We start from the raw sequence: 19090 nt of genomic DNA, 5'->3' as shown, positions 1-19090 counted from the left end.
GGACGCTTAAACCGCGGCCTTTTCGGTGGCTGCCATCTCCGGCGGCGCCGTCTTGAAGCCCCGGGTGATGCCGGCCAGCACCAGGATGCCCACGGCAAGCCAGCACAGCCCCAGCGTAATCGCGTGGCTGTCCAGCCGGGACAGCAGGTAGGCGCAGATGATGGCCCCGACCGCCGGCACCACCACGTAGCCCACCGGGTTCAGCCGGATCCCCGCCCGGCGCTCGCGCACGAAGTGGAAGATCACCGAGAGGTTGACCAGGGTGAACGCGGTGAAGGCGCCGAAGTTGATGAAGGAGGTGGAGGTGGCCACGTCCAGGAAGATCGCGATCAGGCCCACCGCCCCGGTGACCACCAGGTTCACCACCGGCGTGTGGAACCTGGGGTTCAGCCGCCCGAACACCGGCTTGGGCAGCACCGCGTCGCGGCCCATCGCGTAGAGCAGCCGGGAGGCGCTGGCCTGCGCGGCCAGGCCGGAGGCGAACTGCGCCACCACCAGGCCGGCCAGGAAGATGGCGCCGAAGAGCTGCCCGCCGATCTGCAGGGCGATGGCGCTGGCCGCGGAGGCGGAGTCCTCGAACACGCCGCCCGGATGCACCAGCTGCGTCACGTAGGAGACCACGACGAAGATCCCGCCGCCGATCAGGGCGATCAGCATGATGGCCCGGGGCATGGTCTTGCGCGGCTCGATGGTCTCCTCCGTGAGGGTGGTGACGGCGTCGAACCCCAGGAAGGAGTAGGCGGCGATGGCCGCGCCGGCGGTGATGGTGCCGAAGCTGGAGGTGGCGTTGAAGAACGGCTCGGTGCTGGTCAGGCCGCCGGTCCCCGCGGTGGACACGACGCTGCCGATGGACAGCGCCACGAAGAGTGCGATCACCAGCAGCTGGAACGCCATCAGCACGAAGTTTGCCTTGTCCGCAACCTTGATGCCCAGGATGTTCAGGGCCGTGGAGACCACGATGAACCCCACGATCCACACCGCGATCGGCACGCCCGGGAACTGGGCGTTGAGGTAGGAACCGCCGATCAGCCAGATGACCATGGGCAGGAACATGTAGTCCAGCAGGATCGCCCAGCCCACCAGGAAGCCGGCGCGCGGATCGATGGACTTGCGCACGTAGGTGTAGGCGGAACCGGCCACCGGGTAGGCCGCGGCCATGCGTCCGTAGCTGTGCGCGGTGAACAGCATGGCCACCAGCGCCACCAGGTAGGCGGACGGGGAGGCCCCGCCGGTGGTTTCGGCGATGACGCCGAAGATCCCCAGGACGATCAGCGGGGTCAGGTACGCAAGCCCGAACAGGACCAGCGAGGGCAGCTTCAGCGTGGGGACGAGTGTGGGTTGCGTTGTCACCGGTGGTTCCTTAGCGGTTGGAGGACTGCGGGGTCCAGGCTGCAGGGTCGATCCGGCCCTGGTAGATGGGCAGTTCGATGGCCGGCTCGCCGTCGTGGAACTGCGACCACGGGCGGTTGACGTTTTCGGTCCCGTGCGTGCGGACGCGGTCGACGGCGGCGAGGTCCAGTTCCGCGGCCAGCAGGGCCGGGGCGTCGTCCCCTGCCTCGGCAATGACGTTGCCTTCCGGGTCGACGATCAGGCTGCGGCCCTGCCCGGTGGGGCCGGCGCAGTTCACGCTGACCATAAACACCTGGTTCACGATCGCGTTGGCCTGGGCCAGCACCAGTTCCTGCCGCCGGTCCGGGGTGGTGGTCTTGACGACATTGAGGATGACCTCGGCGCCCATCCAGGCCAGCTGCCGGGTCACTTCCGGGAACCAGGCGTCGTAGCAGATGTTCAGTCCCACCCGGCCGATCCCGTCCAGGTCCACCACCGTGAAGCGGTCGCCCGGGTCGTAGGGCTCGTGCGGGCGCCACGGGAAGATCTTGCGGTAGTAGCCCGCCAGTTCGCCCTCCGGGGAGAGCACCAGGGCGGTGTTGAACAGCTGGCCTTCCGGTCCGCGCTCGCAGACGCTGCCCGGAACCAGCCAGATGCCCAGGTCCGCGGCCAGCTGCCGCAGCTGGCGGACCCGCGGGCCGTCCAGGGGTTCGGCCGATTCCTGCAGCACCTCGGTCCGCTGCAGGTCGGGGTTGCCGTCCCCGAACAGGTGCAGTTCCGGGAAAACGACCAGCCGGGTGCCGGGCTGTCGTTCGACGGCGGCGCGGACCTCTGCGGCGAAGGCCGAGACCGGCTCGCCGATCAGGCGCGGCGGCGCCTGGACGGCGACGAGGGGAAGGATGCGTTGCACGGGCTCTCTCCAGGCTGGTTCGTGTGGCTCGTTTGGTGTGGCTCGTTTTTGTGGCCTGTGCCATATTAGATCATATTGAACCAATTACGGAAGGTGGTGCCCGTAAAGTGGCAGGCATGACCACTCCCCCCGCCGCCGACGCTGCCGCCGACGCAGGCGTCCCGGCCATGGATTCCGCGGCCTTGGCCGGCTTCGACCGCCGCAGCGCCATCGACGCGGTGCGGCTGCGCATCGGCATGGCCATCTCACTGGGGCTGCTCAAGCCCGGGGAGCGGCTGCCGGACCAGCAGGAGGTCGCGCTGGGGCTGTCCGTCAGCCCGATCACCGCCCGCCGCGCGCTGGCCAGCCTGGCCGAGCAGGGCGTGGTGGTGCGCCGGCGGGGTCGGGGCGGCGGAACGTTCGTGGCGGACGAGCCCCCGCAGCAGGTGCTGCGGGAACTTGCCGCGTCGCCGGCGGAATCGCAGGCGGTGCACCGGCTGGTGGACCGCCGGCTCTTGTTCGAATGCGCCGTCACGCACTACGCAGCGGCCAACGCCACCGCCGGGCAACTGGACGAGCTGGAACGGCTCACCGCCGAGATGGCCATATCCACCAACTGGTCCGACTACCACCAGGCGGACGAGAAGTTCCACCGGCTGGTTGCCGAGGCCTCGGGGCTGGGCTCGGCGGTGGAGGCCTACAACGAGACCCTTGCGGAGCTCTACGCCTACTTCATCCCGTATCCGATCGGGCTGTTGCACCAGTCCAACCGGGACCACATTGCGCTGGTGGCCTCACTCAAGGCAGGTGATATGGCCGCGGCGGTGGACGTGTCCCGGAAGCACGTGGACATACTGCACCGGACGATGTTTATGGGGCTGAGTTCATAGGGCCCGCCGACGGCGATTCAGCTCCACTCTGAGAGAGCGCCGCCGCCCTTCCCTATTCGGGCTTTCCCTACTCGGGCCCTCTCTGCTGCGACTCGGCTCCGAGCTGCTGCATGAGGCCCCACAGGTCCGTGACTCCCCAGTGCTCGGCGGCCTTGCCGTCCTCGAAGCGCACGATGTCGATCGTCTCGATTTCGACCGTCCGGCCGGTTGCCGCCACTCCCATCAATTCGCCTTGGTGCGTACCGGTCAGCACCGTGCGGACGGCCTCAAGGTCCCCGTCGGCAAGCGCCGGCTCGGAGGACTTCACGCTCAGGTCCGGGAATGCCGTCCGCATCGTGTTGACGAAGAAGTGTGCGCCTTCCTTGCCGGGCGGCTGGCCGGGAAGGCTCTCGTGGTCGACAAACCCCTCCGCAACCATCTCGTCGATGAGCTCGAGGTTTCCGCCCGCCACTACCTCCAAGTAGAAGCGCTTGATCAGTCCCGCGTCGTTACCCATAGCTAACTCCCTTGTCGCCGTTCGGGCCCCGAGCACGATGGTCCCACTCGGGGCAGGTGGCGGCAATGGTCCGTGGCGGCGCCAGCAATGAACGGCATGGGGACGCTGGCCAAGAGGCCGTCACGCCCACTTTTCATCAGCGGGAGGCCGCCACCGCACGGGTCATCGCAAGGGCCGCCGCGCGGGCGTCCTCTCCGGCGAGGTCGGCGTTGATCGCGGCGGCGGCCATGGTTCCGGCCCCGCCGGCGACGGAGACCATGGCGGCGAGGTCGTTCGCGTTGCCTGCCGCCCACACGCCGTCGAGCGGGGTCTTACCCATGGGGCCGGTCTCGATGAAAAGGCCCATCGGATGCTCGGACAGCGTGCCGCCGAGCTGTTCGTACAGCTCCCCGCGGGCGACCATGCGCGGCCCCACGGCGAGCGCGTCGACGTCCATCCGCGCCCCATCCTCCAAGACCACGCCCAATCCCGTTTCCGCGGCAGCGTCCGCGTCCTGGCCGGCATCCGGCGTCGTACCCTCCGGACCGGACTCCACGCGCACCACCCGGCCCGGCATGATCCGTACGCCGATTGCCTCCAGCTGCGCGGCCTCCTCCGGTCCGAAGCCGGGTTGCTCGTGCAGGAAGACGGTGACGTCCTCGCTGAGCTGGCGGAACAGCAGGGCCTGGTGCACGGCCATCGGGGAGCTGGCGAGCACCCCGATCTTCCGGCCGCGGACCTCCCAGCCGTGGCAGTACGGGCAGTGCAGCACGCGGCTGCCCCAGTGCTCGCGCAGGCCGGGAACGTCGGGAAGCTCGTCCACGAGGCCGGTGGCGAGCAGCAGGCGGCGGGCGGTTGCAGTGGCGCCGGAGCCCAGTTCGACGGCGAACCCGCTGCCGCCGCGGCCGACGGAGGCTTCGCCGCTGATGGACCCTACGCTGTTGATGGATACTGCGCGGTCGCGGACGATGCGGGCGCCGTAGGCCTCAGCCTCCGCGCGGCCGGCTGCGAGCAGCTCGAGCGGATTGATGCCCTCCCGGCCCAGCAGGTTGTGGGCGGCGTGGGCCGGGGCGTTGCGCGGTTCGCCGGCGTCGACGACGAGCACGTCGCGCAGCGAGCGGGCCAGGGTAGTAGCGGCGCTGAGGCCGGCCGCTCCCCCGCCGATGATCAGGACGTCGTGGTGGGTGGTGGTCATGGGATCCTCCTGGTGGTCGCGTAGGGGTGGTGTGCGTGAAACTGCGGTGGCTAGGGGCCGGGCCGCCCTGCCGACGCCCTACACCGGACGGCGGGCGGCCCAGGCGGTGCGGCGGGTACGGACGGACAGCCCGGGCAGCTCTTCGAGCGAGCCCGGTCCCTGTCCGAGCAGCCGGTCGAGTGCTGCCATGTCATCGGCGATGTCCAGCGCGGCGAGGTCCTCCTCCACGGCCAATCCGTCCAGCGAGGAGCCCTGCGAGGAGCTCAGCGCGGCCCGGATCCTGGACAGGAACAGGCGGGCGAAGCGGGCAAGCTCGGACGGCGGGGACCCGTTGGCCTCGTCGGCTCCCCCGGCCTCCACCTCAAGGGTGCGCCGGCCCTCGAGCCGGAATCCGGCGCCGGCGAGGGCGTCGCTCCACTCCGGGTGGGAGTTCCAGCCCAGGCGGTCCATCTCCCTGTGGCAGCGATCCTCGAGCGTTGCCAGCCCGTCGCCGGCACCGTCCAGGAAGCGGGGCAGCTCGTCGAGCTCCAGCACCAAAAGCAGGCCCCCGGGGCGCAGTGTCCGCAGGATGCTGCCCAGAACCCGGTCCGGATCCGTCACGTGGTGCAGCGAGGAGGAGGCCCAGGCCAGATCGGCGCCGCCTTCGGCCCCCGCGGCGCCTGCCCATCCGGCATCGAATTCGGCGTCGAGATCAGCCTCGACGGTGCGCAGCCGCTCCCCCATCCCCGACTTCTCCATGGCGGTCCGGAGCCGGCGGAGCATCATCGGCGACAGGTCGACGGCGGTGAGTGTCGCCTCGGGGAACCGTCTGGCCAGGGCCAGCGTTCCGACGCCGGTGCCGGCCCCGAGGTCGAGGGCCGAGCGAACCGGCCCGTGGGCCAGCTCGGCCGCCCAGGCGGCGGCCTCGTCCGCGTAGCCTCCGGCCAAGGAGGCATCGAGCTCGATGACCTCGGCCATGGCGGCCTCGTCGGCCAGACTTCCATGGTCGTGGGCTGCGTGGTTGTGGGATCCGTGCTCGTGGGCACCGTGAGTGTGGACGCCTTCGCCGTGGGACGCGTGGGCGTTCACTTCGCGGGGGTGGGTTTCGGGCTGGCCGTGCCGGGCATGTCGGGTCATGGTGTCGAGTGTAGAAACCCCATGCTTCATACGCATATGCTTTTGCGCATGACGCAAGAACTCGATGTAGATGACGTGGTCCGCCAAAGGATCCGCGGGCTGCGGACCGCGCGCGGATGGTCCCTGGAGGCCCTCGCCAACCGGTGCGGGCTGACGCCGTCCACCCTGAGCCGGATCGAGACCGGGCACCGGCGCATCGCCCTGGACCAACTCGTCCCGCTGGCCCGCGCCCTGGACACCACGCTGGATCAGTTGGTGCAGGCGGAGGAGGATTCCGACGTCGTCATCCGGCCCGAGCCCCAGCACACGCCGGGCACGACCACCTGGCTGCTGTCCAACGAATCGACCCTGCACGGGGTCACGGTGGCGAAGATGCGCATCACGCCCGAACGGGCAGTGCCGGCGGAGCTCCCGGTGCACCCGGGGCGCGAATGGCTGACTGTGCTCTCAGGAACCGCCCGGGTGCAGCTGGGCGAGCGCGTCGTGACCGTCCATGCCGGGCAGGCCGCCGAGTTCTCAACGATGGTGCCGCATGCGATCACCGCCGAGGGCGGACCGGTAGAGATCCTGACGATCCTGGACCACGACGGCGAACGCGCACACCTGAGTCATTGACCGGGAAGGGACCCGGTGATGCGCACGCCCTCAGGCGGCGTCTTTAACCTTGCTCAGGAGGCCCCCATCCGCAGCCAGCATTTTGCGGGCCTCCTTCAGCGCCCACGCGGAGTCCTTCGTGTCCAGCTGCGCGAGCTGGAGGAGGTTCGCAATGCGCTGCTCCCGGTGCAACTTGGCGGTAGCCTCTGCCAGTTCAATCGTGGCCAGCACGCGCGCGTGGGCGCGCCGCCCCCTGGCCTCGGTGCTCGAATCGTAGGCGTCGGTGGCATCAACCACGTCCAGGGCCTCGTTGAGTCGTCCGCTCATCCGCCCTCCTCCGTTCCTGCATCGGAGCAGCCCGGGTGTGACCCGGCCCACCTCATCAACTGTTTGGAGATACTGTACAGAGCATTAGGGACGGGCCGGAGACCGACACGAAGCCGCGTTCCTCAGGACGGCACAGCGGCACCGGGCTGGTGTGGGCATTTCTATCCGGGCACGTCCCCGAGCTGCTGCATGAGGCCCATCGAGTCGGTGATTCCCCAGTGCTCGGCGACCTTGCCGTCTTCGATGCGGATGATGTCGATCGATTCGATTTCCACGGTCCGGCCGGTTGGCGCCACCCCCATCAGCTCGCCTTGGTGCGTGCCGGTCAGGACCGTGCGGACGGCCTCAAGGTCCCCCTCGGCCAGCGCCGGGTCGATGGACTTCACGCTCAGGTCGGGAAAGGCCGCCCGCATCGTGTCGGCGAAGAACCGCACGCCTTCCTTGCCCGGCGGCTGGCCGGGAAGGCTCTCATGGTCGACGAACCCCTCGGCAACCAGTTCGTCAATGAGGTCGAAGTTTCCGCCGGCCAGCACCTCCAGGTAGAAGCGCTTGATCAGTCCCGTTTCGCCAGCCATCGTCGACTCCTTTGTCCCCGTCCCGACCCCGGACACGATGGTCCCACTCGGGGCAGGCAACGGCAATGGTCCTGGCGGTGTCAGCAACGTGCCGGCCCGCCGCCTTAGGCCAGGTCCTTGTCGTGGACCCCGACGTCGTGCAGTTCGATCCCGCCGCCGGGCAGCTTCCAGAAATGCACGCGCCGCGCCCCGGGAGTGTTCTCCTCCACGTACATCCGGAAGCCCACGGCCCCGTCCTCCCGGGTCCGCGGCGGATTGTCCCCTCCGCGTCCGGTGCGCCACTCGTGCACCTGCCGCTGCACCGACTGCCCCGGCTCCGCGGTGAGCAGGTCCACCAGCGCCTTGGCGACCTTGTGCCGAATGTCGGGTGGCTGCGCGAAGTACGCCTTGGCGAACCCGGGTCCCACCGCATACTCCCGCAGGGGCCGGTCCGCCTTCTCGACCGCCGAGATCCGCTCGACCCACGCCAGGTACACCTCGTGCCGCAGGGCTTCCGTGCCGGTGGTGAACAGCTCCCGGGCCTGCTTGGAATCCGCCGTCTTGACGCCCTTGCGGGCCAGCTTCTGCGCCTTGTTGCGCTGCTCGGAAATCCGCAGGTTCTCCGTCCGCAGCCGCGCGGACTCGGTCCGCTCCCGCGCCAGCTCCCCCTCCACCTGCTCGGCGCGCGCTGCCGCATCCTGGAGCACGACGGCGGCGGCCTCGGCCCGCTCCACCCTCGCCTTCAGCTCGGCCACCTTCAGCAAGGCGTCGGTCAGGGCCGAACCGCTGCGTACCTTGGCGTCGGCGGCCGGGCCTCCGGCGGCCGCACTCCCAAGGTCCGTGGGCTTGGGAGTGGAAGGCTCCGCCGCCCCGATCGTTGATGCGCCGTTCGTGGTTGCCCCGACCGTTGGCGACCCATTCGTTCCGGCCGGGCCGGCGGCAGCTTCCGCCCCGGCAGTTTCCGCTCCGGTAACCCCCGCCCCCTCGATGCGGGAGACGGCCCGGGAGGCCCCGGCGTCGGGTTCCTCCCCGGCCGGCGGCAGGAGGTCCCGACCCTCCGCCAGCCACGGCAGCCCGCCGCGCACCAGCACCGGCACAGGCGCCACCGGATCGTCGTCGTCGACGTCCACCAGCCGCAGCCGCCGCCGGCCAGCGTCCAGCACCAGTCGGGCCGCGACCACTTGGCCGGGCGCGAGCAGCGAATCGACCTCATCCAGGTCGTTGGAGGAAATGTCGGCCCGCAGGACCTCGATCTCCTCGCCCGGCAGGGGGCCGAGCAGCGCGCGGTCCGCGTCCGCCGCCAGCACCAGGCACAGCACCACCTGGCCCCAGGTATAGGCCTCCAGCAGCCGCGGCCGGAGCACGGAGCCGGCGATGTCCAGCGTGTGCCGTTCGGCATCAAAGAGGCCCTCCACCTGCTGCTTCTGGGCCAGCAGCCAGTCCAGCCGCACCCCCGGCACCACGTCCTGCTGCGCGATCTGCGCCACGCCGCCGTCGTTCAGTTCCACCCACGCGCAGGCGCCATCGGCGAAGAATCCCTTGACGATGCCGGCCTTCTCCGTGGGGACCGGCGGTGCGGGCTTGACCGCGGGGAGGGCGGTGCCGCTGGCGGGCGCCGGCAGGGCGAGCACGACATCGATCAATTCCTGCGTGCACCGTTCCACCTCCCGGGGATTGCGCGCCATGAAGTAGCGGCTCGGCTCGGGCTTCCGGCCGGCCACCGGACGCGGGTAGATCCGTGCCGCGTTGCCGAACACCTGCCAGTCCTCCGGAAGGTGCCGCTGCAGTTCGCGGGTCGGTGTCCCGTTGCGGACCAGGACGACGTCGGCCCAGTCGCCCGCCTCGTCCGCGATGCGCTGGGCATCCAGGTGCAACTCATCTGCCCCGGGCACGTAGGAGACGATCACCAACGGCCTGTTCCGCGTGGACATCACCAGGTCGGCAAGCTCCCGCCCGCTCCCCTGCCACACCGTCATCGCCATGGCACCCGCGCCTTCCCCTGCCGCGCTACGGAGCGGCCGTGTACCGTCAAACCTCCGCAGGCGATCCCAGTTGGCACGACCCGTGGTGGCGTCCCCCCAACGAAACCCGTTCCCCGTATTGTGCCCCACGCAGGCGCCGGGCGTACCGAATGAATCCGCACCATGCGGGACGGGGTGCTGGCACAAGACCGTCCGGGCCGAGACCTCCGGACCGATGGAGGCGAGGCCGGCGAGCCGGTAGGGCCGAGGCCTGCGGGCCGGCGGTGGGGACGAAGCCGGCGGGCCAGGAGCGAAGCCGGCGGCGCGTCCGCTCCCGGGATGCATGCCCATTCCACGCCGGCCACGGACACCGGACGTCGCCAGGCCCGCTCTCCAGTTCCGGAATTCTGACGCGTTTGTGCGGGTTCTTCGGCGAATTGTGGCGGGTTTGTGCGGGTCCGTGGAGGAATTGTGGAGAGCGGGAACCCTTTGCCGCTCTCCCCCATAGACTATGGGAAACTTTCTTCTAACAAGTCTTTCAATATCCGCAAATCAGTTCTAAATTGGGATCATGGAAGCGGGTCGAACCACCCTCGAGTACCCCGGATACACGGTCACCGTGGTCCGGCATCCCGAGGCGGCCTCCACTGCGGCCGACCGGTTGGCCGCAGCCGAATCACTGCGCCGCTTCGTCGAAGCCGAGGTCAATGAGCGCATGGCGGAGGTGGCGGGCTGGGCTGCCCGGGAAGTGCCACGGCACGTGGAGGCACTGCCGGAGACGCCGGGCATGGACACCAGCAAGCGCGTCGGTTCGCTGAGGAAAGACCTGGACTCCCAATGGGCGGCCATGGAAGTCGCCGCGGCCCAGGACCTGGCGTCGATCACGGCATCCATGGCACTGGGCCGCGCGATTGCCTTGGTATCCGAGCACCCCCTGCTACTGGCGGCCTTGCGCGCCGGAGAGATCGGACCGCAACACGTGCGGATCATCCTTGAGCAAGCGGCGCTGATCACCGCACCGCACCTGCCCCGCCCGGAGAAGCCCGCGCCCGATGCCACGGCTGCCGAACACGAGTCGTGGGAGCGTGCCATGGAGGAGCATGCCCGCTCAGTCCGCGCCGCGGAGGAGACCGCTGCGGCGGCCCGCACCGCGCTGGGTGCCAGCCTGTTGGCCGCCGCGGCCGGGTGCTCGCCGGGGAAGCTGAAATCCAAAGCGAAAACCTTCCGGCAGAAGCACCACCCCGAGTCCTTCACTACCCGGACCAAAAAAGCCAGCGCCAGCCGGCAGGTGCGGATCAGCGAGGCCGACGACGACGGCATGTGCTATCTGGAGGCCAAGCTGTCCAACTTGGCCGGAGAGGCGATCAGCAACCGCTTGGAATCGATCGCGGCTATCCTGTCCCGGGACCCGGAAGAGTCGCGCACCCAAGACCAACTCCATGCCGACATCTTGGCCGACCTGCTGTTGGCCGGTCCCGACGCCAGCGGCATCCACAACATCAAGCCAACGGTTGTGGTCACGGTTCCCAGCACCGTCCTCCCCGGAACGCCGGGCGGGCCTGGAGTACCCAGCTACGCTGCCGGCAGCAGGTGCGGGTGCGGACGAGAGGCCAGTGCGAGTTCCGCAGCCGGGGCCGGGCCAGCGGATGAGTTTCCCGTCGACGGCTTGGATCCCGCCGCCGCGCATCTGCCGCCTGGAGCAGACGTTCCCCAGGTCCAGGGTCTCGGTCCCATCGACCAGGAATCGGCCGCCGTATTGCTGTCCTTGGCAGCAACGTGGGACAGAGTTGTCACGGACCCGGTGACCGGCGCCGTGGTCGCCTTCGGCAGGGAACGCTACAGACCCAGCCCCGCGCAGCGACGCGCCTTGGCCCTCCGGGACCGGACCTGCCGGTTCCCCGGCTGCCGCAGACCGGCCCATCGCTGCGATCCCGACCACGTGATCGAGTTCCAGCACGGCGGCCCCACGGACCTCTCCAATCTGGCATCGGCCTGCAGGCGCCACCACCGCTTCAAGTCGCTGGGCTTCTACTCCGTCCAGTTGACCCCGGAGGGCACTTTCACGGTGACCACCCTTGGCGGAACCACCCGCACCACCCAGCCCGACGCTCCGTGGTTCACCGGCACCGCGGAATCCGGCACGAAATCGGAGCCCGCGCGTCCTCCGGACCGGCATGAATCCGGCAGGCTCCATCCCGTGGTTGCCGCAAGCGACTGGGACGCCTTGCATCGGCTGGTGATCCGGGAAGAGCCCACCGCGGTTCCCTCGGGTAGCGGCTCAGAGGCGCCTAGCGAATCAGCGGCATGTGGGGAACCAGAGCGCTATACGGAATCGGCTGGCGGCAGGGAATCGACGGACGGCAGGGCATTCGAACCGCACCCCGTACGGTCCACCGGCTGGGACGACTGGACCGAGCCCGATAGGGACGACTCGCCCGGCCCCGATAGAGACGACAAATCGGACGTCCGGCCCGAAGAGGGCTCGAAGTTCCTGCTGCCGCTCCCCGAGGCTGGCGGCATGACGGAACAGCCGGCGGTGCAGGACGTACCCCCAAATGCCGAGTGGGCAGCAACCGTTCGCGATGCCGGTTGGAACGATTCTTGGGAGGCCGCTGGGGAAGCCGGCTGGGATCCGGAGGCAGTCGACAGCGACTGGACCATGCCGGCTCTCAGCGAGGACGAGCAGCGATTCAATGAGGAGGCCCTGGCTGTAGCCATCGCCCTGCTCGCCCAAGAGTTCAACCTAGTCCGCTAGATGGCTCTCCGGGCTTGGCGGGATTCGCGCCAGGCTCCTGCGTCGGGCCGAAAGCGGCACGGGCACCGGTAACGGCAACCGCAGCGGCCACTGCGCAGGCACTGCTCCGAGCGGGCTTCGGTTCACTCCAATTCGTCGGCGAAGGCTTGGCCGATAAGTTTCCACAGGTTGCGCTCGGCGCCGCGGAAGGCCAGTTCCAACTCCACCGGATCGCGGTCCCGGCGGTAGAGCATCGTCCAGTGGTCGATCATGAACTCCACCTGGTCCCGACGGCGGAATGCCCAGAATCCGTGGGCGGGGTCACCCAAGGGAACCTTTCCGATGCGCTCGCGCTGCTCCGCGGCGCCGCGAAATTCCTCGAACAGATGCCTGCTCGGACCGCAGTCTTCCCCGTGGGCATCCACATAGGCGGACCGAACGTCCCAGGGTTGCGCCTCGTTGGCGCTCGCCTCGACCAGCGTGCTGATTATCCGGTAGGTAAGGAGGTGGCCGGTGGTCGTCAGGCGCTTGCGTGGCGGGGCAAGGCCGGCGTCGGACTCCAAGCGCGTGACCGTATGCAGCGGCTCCGTCGAAAAAACCTCGGCCCACCCGAACCCCAGCGCGCCGTCCCCACCGTCCTTGCCGTCGCCGGCAACATTGGCCCCCAGGCTCCCGGCCCGGTTGAGGTCGATGAGCATGTGTCCGGCCGTCTCGTCGAAGAGGGCGAGGGAGTCGTGCGGACCGTCCGGCGGATGCCGCTCGATAATCGTCAGCTGGGGATGCCGTCTGCACAACTCCGTGGCGATCCACCAACTCCGTGCATTGATGAGGCGAAAGTCGAACCTTTTCCCGTCAACCATCCAGGGCGTCATGCGGCCATTTTCCGCCCGGCACGGACAAAGCACTAGCCAAGGCAAGGCACTACGCCGCGGCCGCCACGCCATCCCAGATGCGCCAGAAGGGCGGGCCACCGTTCGCGTGGTCCGCCCCTCTTGGTTCGGCCCCTGGGGGGGATGGGGCCGTCCGGGCCGCCCGGGGGGTGGGCGGCCCGGGGTCTTCGGTTGGCCAGGTCACCCGGCCAAGCCGGCTATCGGGCCAAGTCCGGCTATTACCGCAGGCCCAGCTTCGCCGAGCACGCCGGCCAGGCGCCCCAGCCCTGGCTCTTGAGGACCTTCTTGGCCACCGCGATCTGCGTCGCCTTCGAGGCGTGCGCCGCGCTACCCTTGCCGCCAAATGCCTTCCATGTCGATGCGCTGAATTGCAGGCCGCCGTAGTAGCCGTTGCCGGTGTTGATGTGCCAGTTGCCGCCGCTCTCGCACTTGGCCAGCCGGTCCCAAGTGGAGGTCGACACGGCCGAGGCGGGGGTTACCGACGCCGGCGCGGCCGACGCCGGAGCCGCGGCAAGGCCAGCGGCCGCACCGGTGAGGGCAACCGCCGCCAGGCCAGCGGCCAGGCCACGGCGGAAACGTCGGGTCAGGGGGGTCTTAGCGTTTTGCTGCTTCATGGATTTTTGGGGGGTGCCACCCGCGCTCAAACCGTCCAAGGTTTTCGCTGCGCCATCGCCCGGCGTCGTAATCGACTTCACTGAAGGCCGGCCTGCTGGCGATGCTGGGTAGCGGCTCGGTCACTGGTTTCAATCCCCCAAACAACCGGGGTGTTATCAAAACGTGACTCCCACGTTACGGGCCGGGCACGGGGGGCCGTCAAACCGATTGGAGCCCATGGGAGCCGAACGCCCGCGGACGCCCTCGGTCTGACTAGGAGGGACGCGGGACCCTCAAAATACCCTGTGAATCCCATCGTGCAGGGCGCTGCGCTCTGCCATCATGGCGTTCATGGCACGACGCAACAAGGAGCCCCTACACACCGTAGAGGGGCTGCGGCAGCTACCCATTGAGGACGCCAGCGCGCGCATCGAGGCCTACGTCTACGGCAACATCCTGACCCTCACCGCACTGGTGGCGCTGTACCCCGGCGACGCCGAGGGAAACAAGGGCCTGATCGTGATTGCCGCCACCGGCGTGACGACCTACATCGCCCACATGTTCGCCGAGTTCACTGGCCATCGGGTCCGTGGACGCCAGCACGTCACTGCCGAGGATTTCCGCCGTGACCTGCGAAACGGGCGCCCGATCGCGTCCTCGGCCACGGTCCCGGTCGTGCTGCTGGCCGCATCCTCGATCGGCTGGATTTCCGGCTTCTGGGCGCTGATCTTCGCCGAGGCGTTCGTCATTTTTCGCTTGGGAGCCTTGGGCTTCGCGCTGGGCCACATCGAACGCGGCGCCAGTTCCTTCAAGAACGTCCTCGCCGGGATCGTCCTTGCACTGGTCGCAACGGCGGTGTCCGTGGTCAAGGCCTTCCTGACGCACTGAGAAGGGACCGGCGATGGCCCGCAGGACAATCCACCGGATGCGGCGGCTGCGCGTCCCAGGAAAGCCACACCTGCACCACCGGCCACGACCGCAACGGAATTTGGGGGGTGTCACGGATCCGGACCCGGTAATGTCGGGCAAGAGACACCCCAGAGCCCATCCAACGGAGGCCGCCGATGACCCTTGCCGCACCGGACCAGACCGCAGCGCTCGCGCTCTGGGACCAATACCTCCACGCCCATCCCGGGCTGGCTCTCTCCGACGAGGTTCCCGTCGCCGAGCACTTCGGTGACAACTCGGCCCTGGCCGACGCCCTCCTGGACCTGGTGCTCTCCGGACAGAAGCGCGCCACCGCAACCCTGGCCCTGGAATTCCGGCTTGAGGGCCAGGACCTCCCCCGCATCGGCAGCCACTGGATCGCCTGCGACGGGGCCGGAGTGCCGCAGGTGATCCTGCGCACGCTGGAGCTGCGCCTGGGCCCGCTGGACAGCGCCGACCCCGACTTCGCATGGGACGAGGGCGAGGACGACCGCAGCCTCGAGTCGTGGCGCCGCGAACACACCCGGTACTGGCAGCGGATCTGCGCGTCCCGCGACATCGAATGGGACGAGGGCCTGGAGATCGTCTTCGAGCGGTTCAGCGTCGTCTGGCCGCCCACATACACGGATCCCGCCGCCCAGGGCTGACCCGTACGTCCGGCGGGGCGAGAGCCCCATTCGCGCACCGCCCTTATTCGTGCACCACCAGGGCACCGAACTCCGCCCAGTCCTCGGGGTCGTGGGCCACCCAGATCCGGTGGCCCTGCTCCCCCAGTTCAACGATCCGGTCCACGCTGCGCACCGCCTCGTCGAGGTCCCAGTCGTGCGGATCGGGCTGGCGCGTGGCCAAGGCCTCGCGCAGGTGCACGGCGTCGCCGGTCAGCAGGATGCTCTGGCTGGGCAGCCGGACCAGCATCGCCAACTGCCCCGGGGTGTGCCCCGGCAGGTGCAGCAGGGTGATCGCGCCGTCCCCGAAGAGGTCGGTCTCGGATCGCTCGACCACGGTCCAGTCGAAGTGCTGCACCGGCTCCAGGTCCTCCTCCCAGCGGAAGTAGCGGGCGCTGCCCGGGGACGGATTGCGGGACCATTCGAACTCGTCGGGCCCCACAAAGAACCTGGCCTGCGGGAACAGGTACAGCCCGCCGGCGTGGTCCGAATGCCCGTGGGAGAGCACCACGTGCGTGACGTCCCGCGTGGAAAACCCCAGCTCCTCCAACTGGCGGTCGATCCGCTGCCCGGGATGGGTCCGGACGTCCAGAAGCTGCGCCCGTTCCCCGAAGTAGGCTTGGGGGTCCTCCATCGCCTCCGGGGCGAAGCCGGTGTCGAAGAGCACCACGCCGCGGTCGTGCTCGATCAGGAACGCCGGGAACGGGATGGTCAGCGTGCCGGAGGCCCCCACCACCAGGGCTGAGGCATCCACGGTCATCAGCGGGGCGTCGAAGGCCCGAAGGCGGTTTGCGGTACCCAAAAGCTACCCTCCGGTGGTCGGTGTCCAAGAAAACGGGACGGCGAAATCCGGACGGTGGACAAGGGACGCCGCACCGCCGGTCGAGGCGACGCTAACGGGTGCGGCGGCCGGCGGCAACGGATTCGTTCCACCGGCGCCCGCCGGTGGACCAGCCCGTGGACCAGCCGGTGAATTCACGGCTCCTCAGGAGTCGAATCCCATGCCCAGCGCATCGGTGAAGCGCAGCCAGGGTCCGCGCTTGCCGGCGTTGCGGTCCTGCCGGACCATCGCCGCCGTCGTCAGCTTTACCCCCACCCAAGCCAGCGGCTCGGGTGGGAAAGGCAGGGGCTTGCGCCGCACCATCTTTAGCCGCGTGCGTTCGGTGCGGGCGCCGTCGAGCAGGTCCAGCATCACGTTCGCGCCGAAGCGCGTGGCCGCGACGCCCAGGCCGGTGTAGCCGGCCACGAACGCGACCCGGCCGCCGTGGGCGTGCATGAAGAAGGGAAAGAAGCGCGAGCAGGTGTCGATCGCTCCGCCCCAGGCGTGCGTGAACCGCACCTCCTTCAACTGCGGGAAGGTGGCCTGGAAGTGGGCGGCCAGGCGGCGGTAGGTGGCCGGGGAGTGCTCGTGCCGGGGCTTCATCGAGCGGCCGAAGTGGTAGAGCGCGTCGTAGCCGCCGAACAGGATCCGGTTGTCCGCGGTGAGCCGGTAGTAGTGGAAGCGGTTGTTCAGGTCGGACAGGCCCTGCCGGTGCCACCAGCCGACCGATTCCAGCTGCCCGGCGGTCAGCGGCTCGGTCATCAGCGCGTGGTCGTAGACCGGGACGGTGAACAGCCGGGTGCGCTTGAGCAGGGAGGGGAACGCGTTGGTCGCCAGCGCGACCTTCGCCGCCGTCACCTCGCCGCCGTCGGTGGAGAGCACGACGCCGGCATCCTCCGTGCGCAGGCCACGCACCGGGGTGCCCTCGTAAATCTCCACTCCGAGGTCCCCGCAGGCGCGGGCGAGACCCCACGCGAGCTTGGCCGGGTTGACCATGGCGGTGCCCTCGCGGTCCCAGAGGCCGGCGAGGTAGGTCGGGGACTTCACCTCGCCACGCACCGCGTTCCGGTCCAGGAAATCGGCGCCCCCGGCCTCCGCCATCTCCCGGAGCCAGTCGACCTGGTGCGGTTCGGTGGCCACGTCCAGGCTGCCCGTCTCCTCCCAGTCGCAGTCGATCCGGTACCGGTCCAGGGTCTCGCGGATCTCGCGCAGGTTTTCCAGCCCCATCCGGATCAGCTGCTGGTTCTCCCGCGGCAGGTGCTTGAGCCCGTTGGCCTCGCCGTGGGTCAGGCTGGCCTGGCAGAACCCGCCGTTGCGCCCGGACGCGGCCCAGCCGATGCGGCGGCCCTCCAGCAGCACCACGCGCCGGCCGGGATCGCGTTCCTTCGCCATCAGCGCCGTCCACAGCCCCGTGTATCCGCCGCCAACAACGGCCAGGTCGGCGGTCCTGTCCCCGGCGAGCGGCCGGTGGGCTTCGGGGCGGTCCGCCGTATCCAGCCAGAAGCAGGCCGGCGAGGCCCCGGCGAGCGCGGCAGCGACCGCCTCCCGGTCCGCGGTCTTCTCGGCGCGGTCGAACGTCGTGGGGGTCGGGGCCATATCCATCCTTCGTCCGGGGTGGTTCACCTGCACGCTCTACAGCAGAGGATACGGCCGGGCCCGCGACGCATCTCACATTGGCGCGCGCCGGTATTGGGGGTGGCCGGCGCTTGGGGCGGCCCTAGGCGTAGGAAACCACGGCGTCCCCGAGGGTGGCGAACGCAAAACCCGCGCAGGCGGCGACGACCACCGCGAAACCGGTCAGCCACACCGCGGAGGGAACCCCCGTGGTGCGGTAGAGGATGTAGGCGTCGGAGCTCTGCACGTGGTGGCGCCGCCCGACGTGGACGGAGAGGACCTTGAACCAGTCCTTCACGGAGCCGACCAGCAGGGCGATGCCCAGCGCCAGCACCACGTAGGCGATCGCTTCCTTTGGGGTGAACATCACCAGCAGTTGGGCCACGACGGCGCAGCCCACGGCAATGAGGACTCCGGCGAGGTTGCGGATGAACAGCAACGCCGCCAGCAGGATCAGGGCACCCAGGGACATGGCCGCGCCGGCCCACCCGGCGCAGGCCGACCACACCAGTACGGCTCCGACCAGGGCCGGAGCCGGGTACCCCCAGAAGCCGGCCCACGCGGCCCCGCGCCGGGTCCGGCCGAGGCTGGTCATCTGGCCGGAGTGGTCGAAGTTCAGGTGGATCCCCTTGACGACCCGCCCGGTAGTCAGGGCGGCAAACGCGTGCCCGAGTTCGTGCACGAACGTCACGTAGAGGCCAAACCAGCGCCAGGTGGGCCGGAAGACGGCGAGGCCCACGGCCACCGCGATGATCAGCATGACGGGCATCGGTTCGGGGTGCAGCAGGGAACCGCGGGAGAACCCGGCAGCCACCGCGTCCCACCAGTTCCCTACCACCGAGGGTTCCCCTGCCGCCTGCAGCACCGGAACTCCCGCAAATTGTGTTTCGTTCATCCGACGAGGCTAGGACACGTTGCTGTGAGCAAATTGGGACCGTCCGATACGCTTTCAATGTCAACCATTGCGGACTCAAGCACCACGGACAGGCGGTGATCGGACGTGGCACGCACGGCACGGAACGCGGCAGCGCGCCGCCACCTGCTCGCCGCCATGCTGGCGATCGTGGCACTGACTGCCGTCGTCGTCTCCGCCTGCCTGACCTCCGGCGCACGGCAGGTCCCCCACCCCATGGCCTTCCCGCAGGCAGTGCACCACAGCGCTGCGACGCATGCAGAGAGTGTGGAGCGCGTGGATGGACCGGGACAGGTGGCCGCCACCGCCCAGCCTGCCGCCGCCGCCAAGCACCAGTGCCCGGACCAGGGACCGCCGGTTCCGGCGTGCCACAACCAGGCCGACCTCCAACTCACCACCCCTGCCGCGGGGCCGCGTCCGGACGCGGACCTGCTCTGGGACCACCCGCGCTACGCGGCCGAACGGGCCGGTCTTCCAGGCTCCCCGTTCGCCGATCCCGCCCCCGACCTCATCGCGCTCTCCATCAGCCGCACGTAGGGAGTCATATGTAGTGAACGGGCCTGGCGACCTTCCAGGCCCGCCGCACAATACGCACCCCACGCG

General features: G+C 69.4%; 19 protein-coding genes. 6 read left to right on the top strand and 13 right to left on the bottom strand.

Annotated elements, in window-relative coordinates:
* Window positions 1-6 precede the first annotated feature (6 nt).
* Window positions 7-1350, bottom strand: a complete 1344-nt coding sequence (locus ABD912_RS21255; protein ID WP_345154101.1) for an APC family permease — start codon at window positions 1348-1350, stop codon at window positions 7-9.
* Window positions 1351-1360: 10 nt separating this feature from the next.
* Complete coding sequence (locus ABD912_RS21250) at window positions 1361-2239, bottom strand: carbon-nitrogen hydrolase family protein (protein ID WP_345154099.1); 879 nt, start codon at window positions 2237-2239, stop codon at window positions 1361-1363.
* Window positions 2240-2355: 116 nt separating this feature from the next.
* On the opposite strand from ABD912_RS21250, the gene ABD912_RS21245 reads away from it, so the two are divergent.
* Window positions 2356-3108 carry a FadR/GntR family transcriptional regulator gene (locus ABD912_RS21245; protein WP_345154096.1) on the top strand — a complete coding sequence of 251 codons (753 nt, stop codon included), beginning with the start codon at window positions 2356-2358 and terminating at the stop codon, window positions 3106-3108.
* A 67-nt stretch (window positions 3109-3175) separates the two neighbouring features.
* On the opposite strand, the gene ABD912_RS21240 is transcribed toward ABD912_RS21245, so the two are convergent.
* The 3 genes from ABD912_RS21240 to ABD912_RS21230 form a co-directional block, all read right to left on the bottom strand.
* On the bottom strand, window positions 3176-3604 hold the full coding sequence (locus ABD912_RS21240) for an ester cyclase (protein WP_345154093.1): 429 nt from the start codon (window positions 3602-3604) through the stop codon (window positions 3176-3178).
* 136 nt (window positions 3605-3740) lie between these two features.
* Window positions 3741-4778 (bottom strand): NAD(P)/FAD-dependent oxidoreductase, encoded by a 1038-nt coding sequence (locus ABD912_RS21235; RefSeq protein ID WP_345154091.1) that lies wholly within the window; start codon window positions 4776-4778, stop codon window positions 3741-3743.
* Window positions 4779-4856: 78 nt separating this feature from the next.
* Complete coding sequence (locus tag ABD912_RS21230; protein ID WP_345154090.1) at window positions 4857-5894, bottom strand: class I SAM-dependent methyltransferase; 1038 nt, start codon at window positions 5892-5894, stop codon at window positions 4857-4859.
* Between the two features lie 48 nt (window positions 5895-5942).
* On the opposite strand from ABD912_RS21230, the gene ABD912_RS21225 reads away from it, so the two are divergent.
* Window positions 5943-6509, top strand: a complete 567-nt coding sequence (locus ABD912_RS21225; protein WP_345154088.1) for an XRE family transcriptional regulator — start codon at window positions 5943-5945, stop codon at window positions 6507-6509.
* Between the two features lie 30 nt (window positions 6510-6539).
* Here the strand turns inward: ABD912_RS21225 and ABD912_RS21220 are convergent, their stop codons facing one another.
* The 3 genes from ABD912_RS21220 to ABD912_RS21210 all read right to left on the bottom strand — a co-directional run bounded on the left by ABD912_RS21220 (window position 6540) and on the right by ABD912_RS21210 (window position 9351).
* Window positions 6540-6815: a hypothetical protein gene (locus tag ABD912_RS21220; RefSeq protein WP_345154087.1), complete on the bottom strand. Its 276-nt coding sequence runs from the start codon at window positions 6813-6815 to the stop codon at window positions 6540-6542.
* A gap of 161 nt (window positions 6816-6976) precedes the next feature.
* Window positions 6977-7390, bottom strand: coding sequence for an ester cyclase (locus ABD912_RS21215; protein ID WP_345154086.1), 414 nt, complete (start codon window positions 7388-7390; stop codon window positions 6977-6979).
* 104 nt (window positions 7391-7494) lie between these two features.
* Window positions 7495-9351: a hypothetical protein gene (locus ABD912_RS21210; protein ID WP_345154085.1), complete on the bottom strand. Its 1857-nt coding sequence runs from the start codon at window positions 9349-9351 to the stop codon at window positions 7495-7497.
* 598 nt (window positions 9352-9949) lie between these two features.
* Here ABD912_RS21210 and ABD912_RS21205 point away from each other — a divergent pair.
* On the top strand, window positions 9950-12085 hold the full coding sequence (locus ABD912_RS21205) for an HNH endonuclease (protein ID WP_345154083.1): 2136 nt from the start codon (window positions 9950-9952) through the stop codon (window positions 12083-12085).
* Between the two features lie 122 nt (window positions 12086-12207).
* Here ABD912_RS21205 and ABD912_RS21200 read toward each other — a convergent pair whose 3' ends face one another.
* Both ABD912_RS21200 and ABD912_RS21195 read right to left on the bottom strand, forming a co-directional pair.
* Window positions 12208-12936 carry a TY-Chap2 family putative peptide chaperone gene (locus ABD912_RS21200; protein WP_345154082.1) on the bottom strand — a complete coding sequence of 243 codons (729 nt, stop codon included), beginning with the start codon at window positions 12934-12936 and terminating at the stop codon, window positions 12208-12210.
* Window positions 12937-13172: 236 nt separating this feature from the next.
* Window positions 13173-13649: a transglycosylase family protein gene (locus ABD912_RS21195; RefSeq protein ID WP_425548118.1), complete on the bottom strand. Its 477-nt coding sequence runs from the start codon at window positions 13647-13649 to the stop codon at window positions 13173-13175.
* 250 nt (window positions 13650-13899) lie between these two features.
* Between ABD912_RS21195 and ABD912_RS21190 the strand changes: the two genes are divergently transcribed.
* Window positions 13900-14436: a hypothetical protein gene (locus ABD912_RS21190; protein WP_345154081.1), complete on the top strand. Its 537-nt coding sequence runs from the start codon at window positions 13900-13902 to the stop codon at window positions 14434-14436.
* Between the two features lie 176 nt (window positions 14437-14612).
* Window positions 14613-15122 (top strand): ASCH domain-containing protein, encoded by a 510-nt coding sequence (locus ABD912_RS21185; RefSeq protein ID WP_345154080.1) that lies wholly within the window; start codon window positions 14613-14615, stop codon window positions 15120-15122.
* 43 nt (window positions 15123-15165) lie between these two features.
* Here the strand turns inward: ABD912_RS21185 and ABD912_RS21180 are convergent, their stop codons facing one another.
* The 3 genes from ABD912_RS21180 to ABD912_RS21170 form a co-directional block, all read right to left on the bottom strand.
* On the bottom strand, window positions 15166-15942 hold the full coding sequence (locus tag ABD912_RS21180) for an N-acyl homoserine lactonase family protein (protein ID WP_345154078.1): 777 nt from the start codon (window positions 15940-15942) through the stop codon (window positions 15166-15168).
* Between the two features lie 183 nt (window positions 15943-16125).
* Window positions 16126-17556 carry an NAD(P)/FAD-dependent oxidoreductase gene (locus tag ABD912_RS21175; protein WP_345154076.1) on the bottom strand — a complete coding sequence of 477 codons (1431 nt, stop codon included), beginning with the start codon at window positions 17554-17556 and terminating at the stop codon, window positions 16126-16128.
* A 121-nt stretch (window positions 17557-17677) separates the two neighbouring features.
* A complete protein-coding gene (locus tag ABD912_RS21170; protein WP_345154074.1) occupies window positions 17678-18469 on the bottom strand; it encodes a M50 family metallopeptidase in 792 nt (263 codons plus the stop codon).
* Window positions 18470-18574: 105 nt separating this feature from the next.
* Here ABD912_RS21170 and ABD912_RS21165 point away from each other — a divergent pair, with 105 nt between their 5' ends.
* Complete coding sequence (locus tag ABD912_RS21165; protein WP_345154073.1) at window positions 18575-19024, top strand: hypothetical protein; 450 nt, start codon at window positions 18575-18577, stop codon at window positions 19022-19024.
* Window positions 19025-19090: the final 66 nt, after the last annotated feature.

This window comes from Arthrobacter ginkgonis (genome assembly GCF_039540195.1).
GTDB lineage: Bacteria > Actinomycetota > Actinomycetes > Actinomycetales > Micrococcaceae > Zafaria > Zafaria ginkgonis.
Note: the sequence above shows the minus strand (reverse complement) of the source record. Positions and strands in the feature narration are given on the sequence as shown.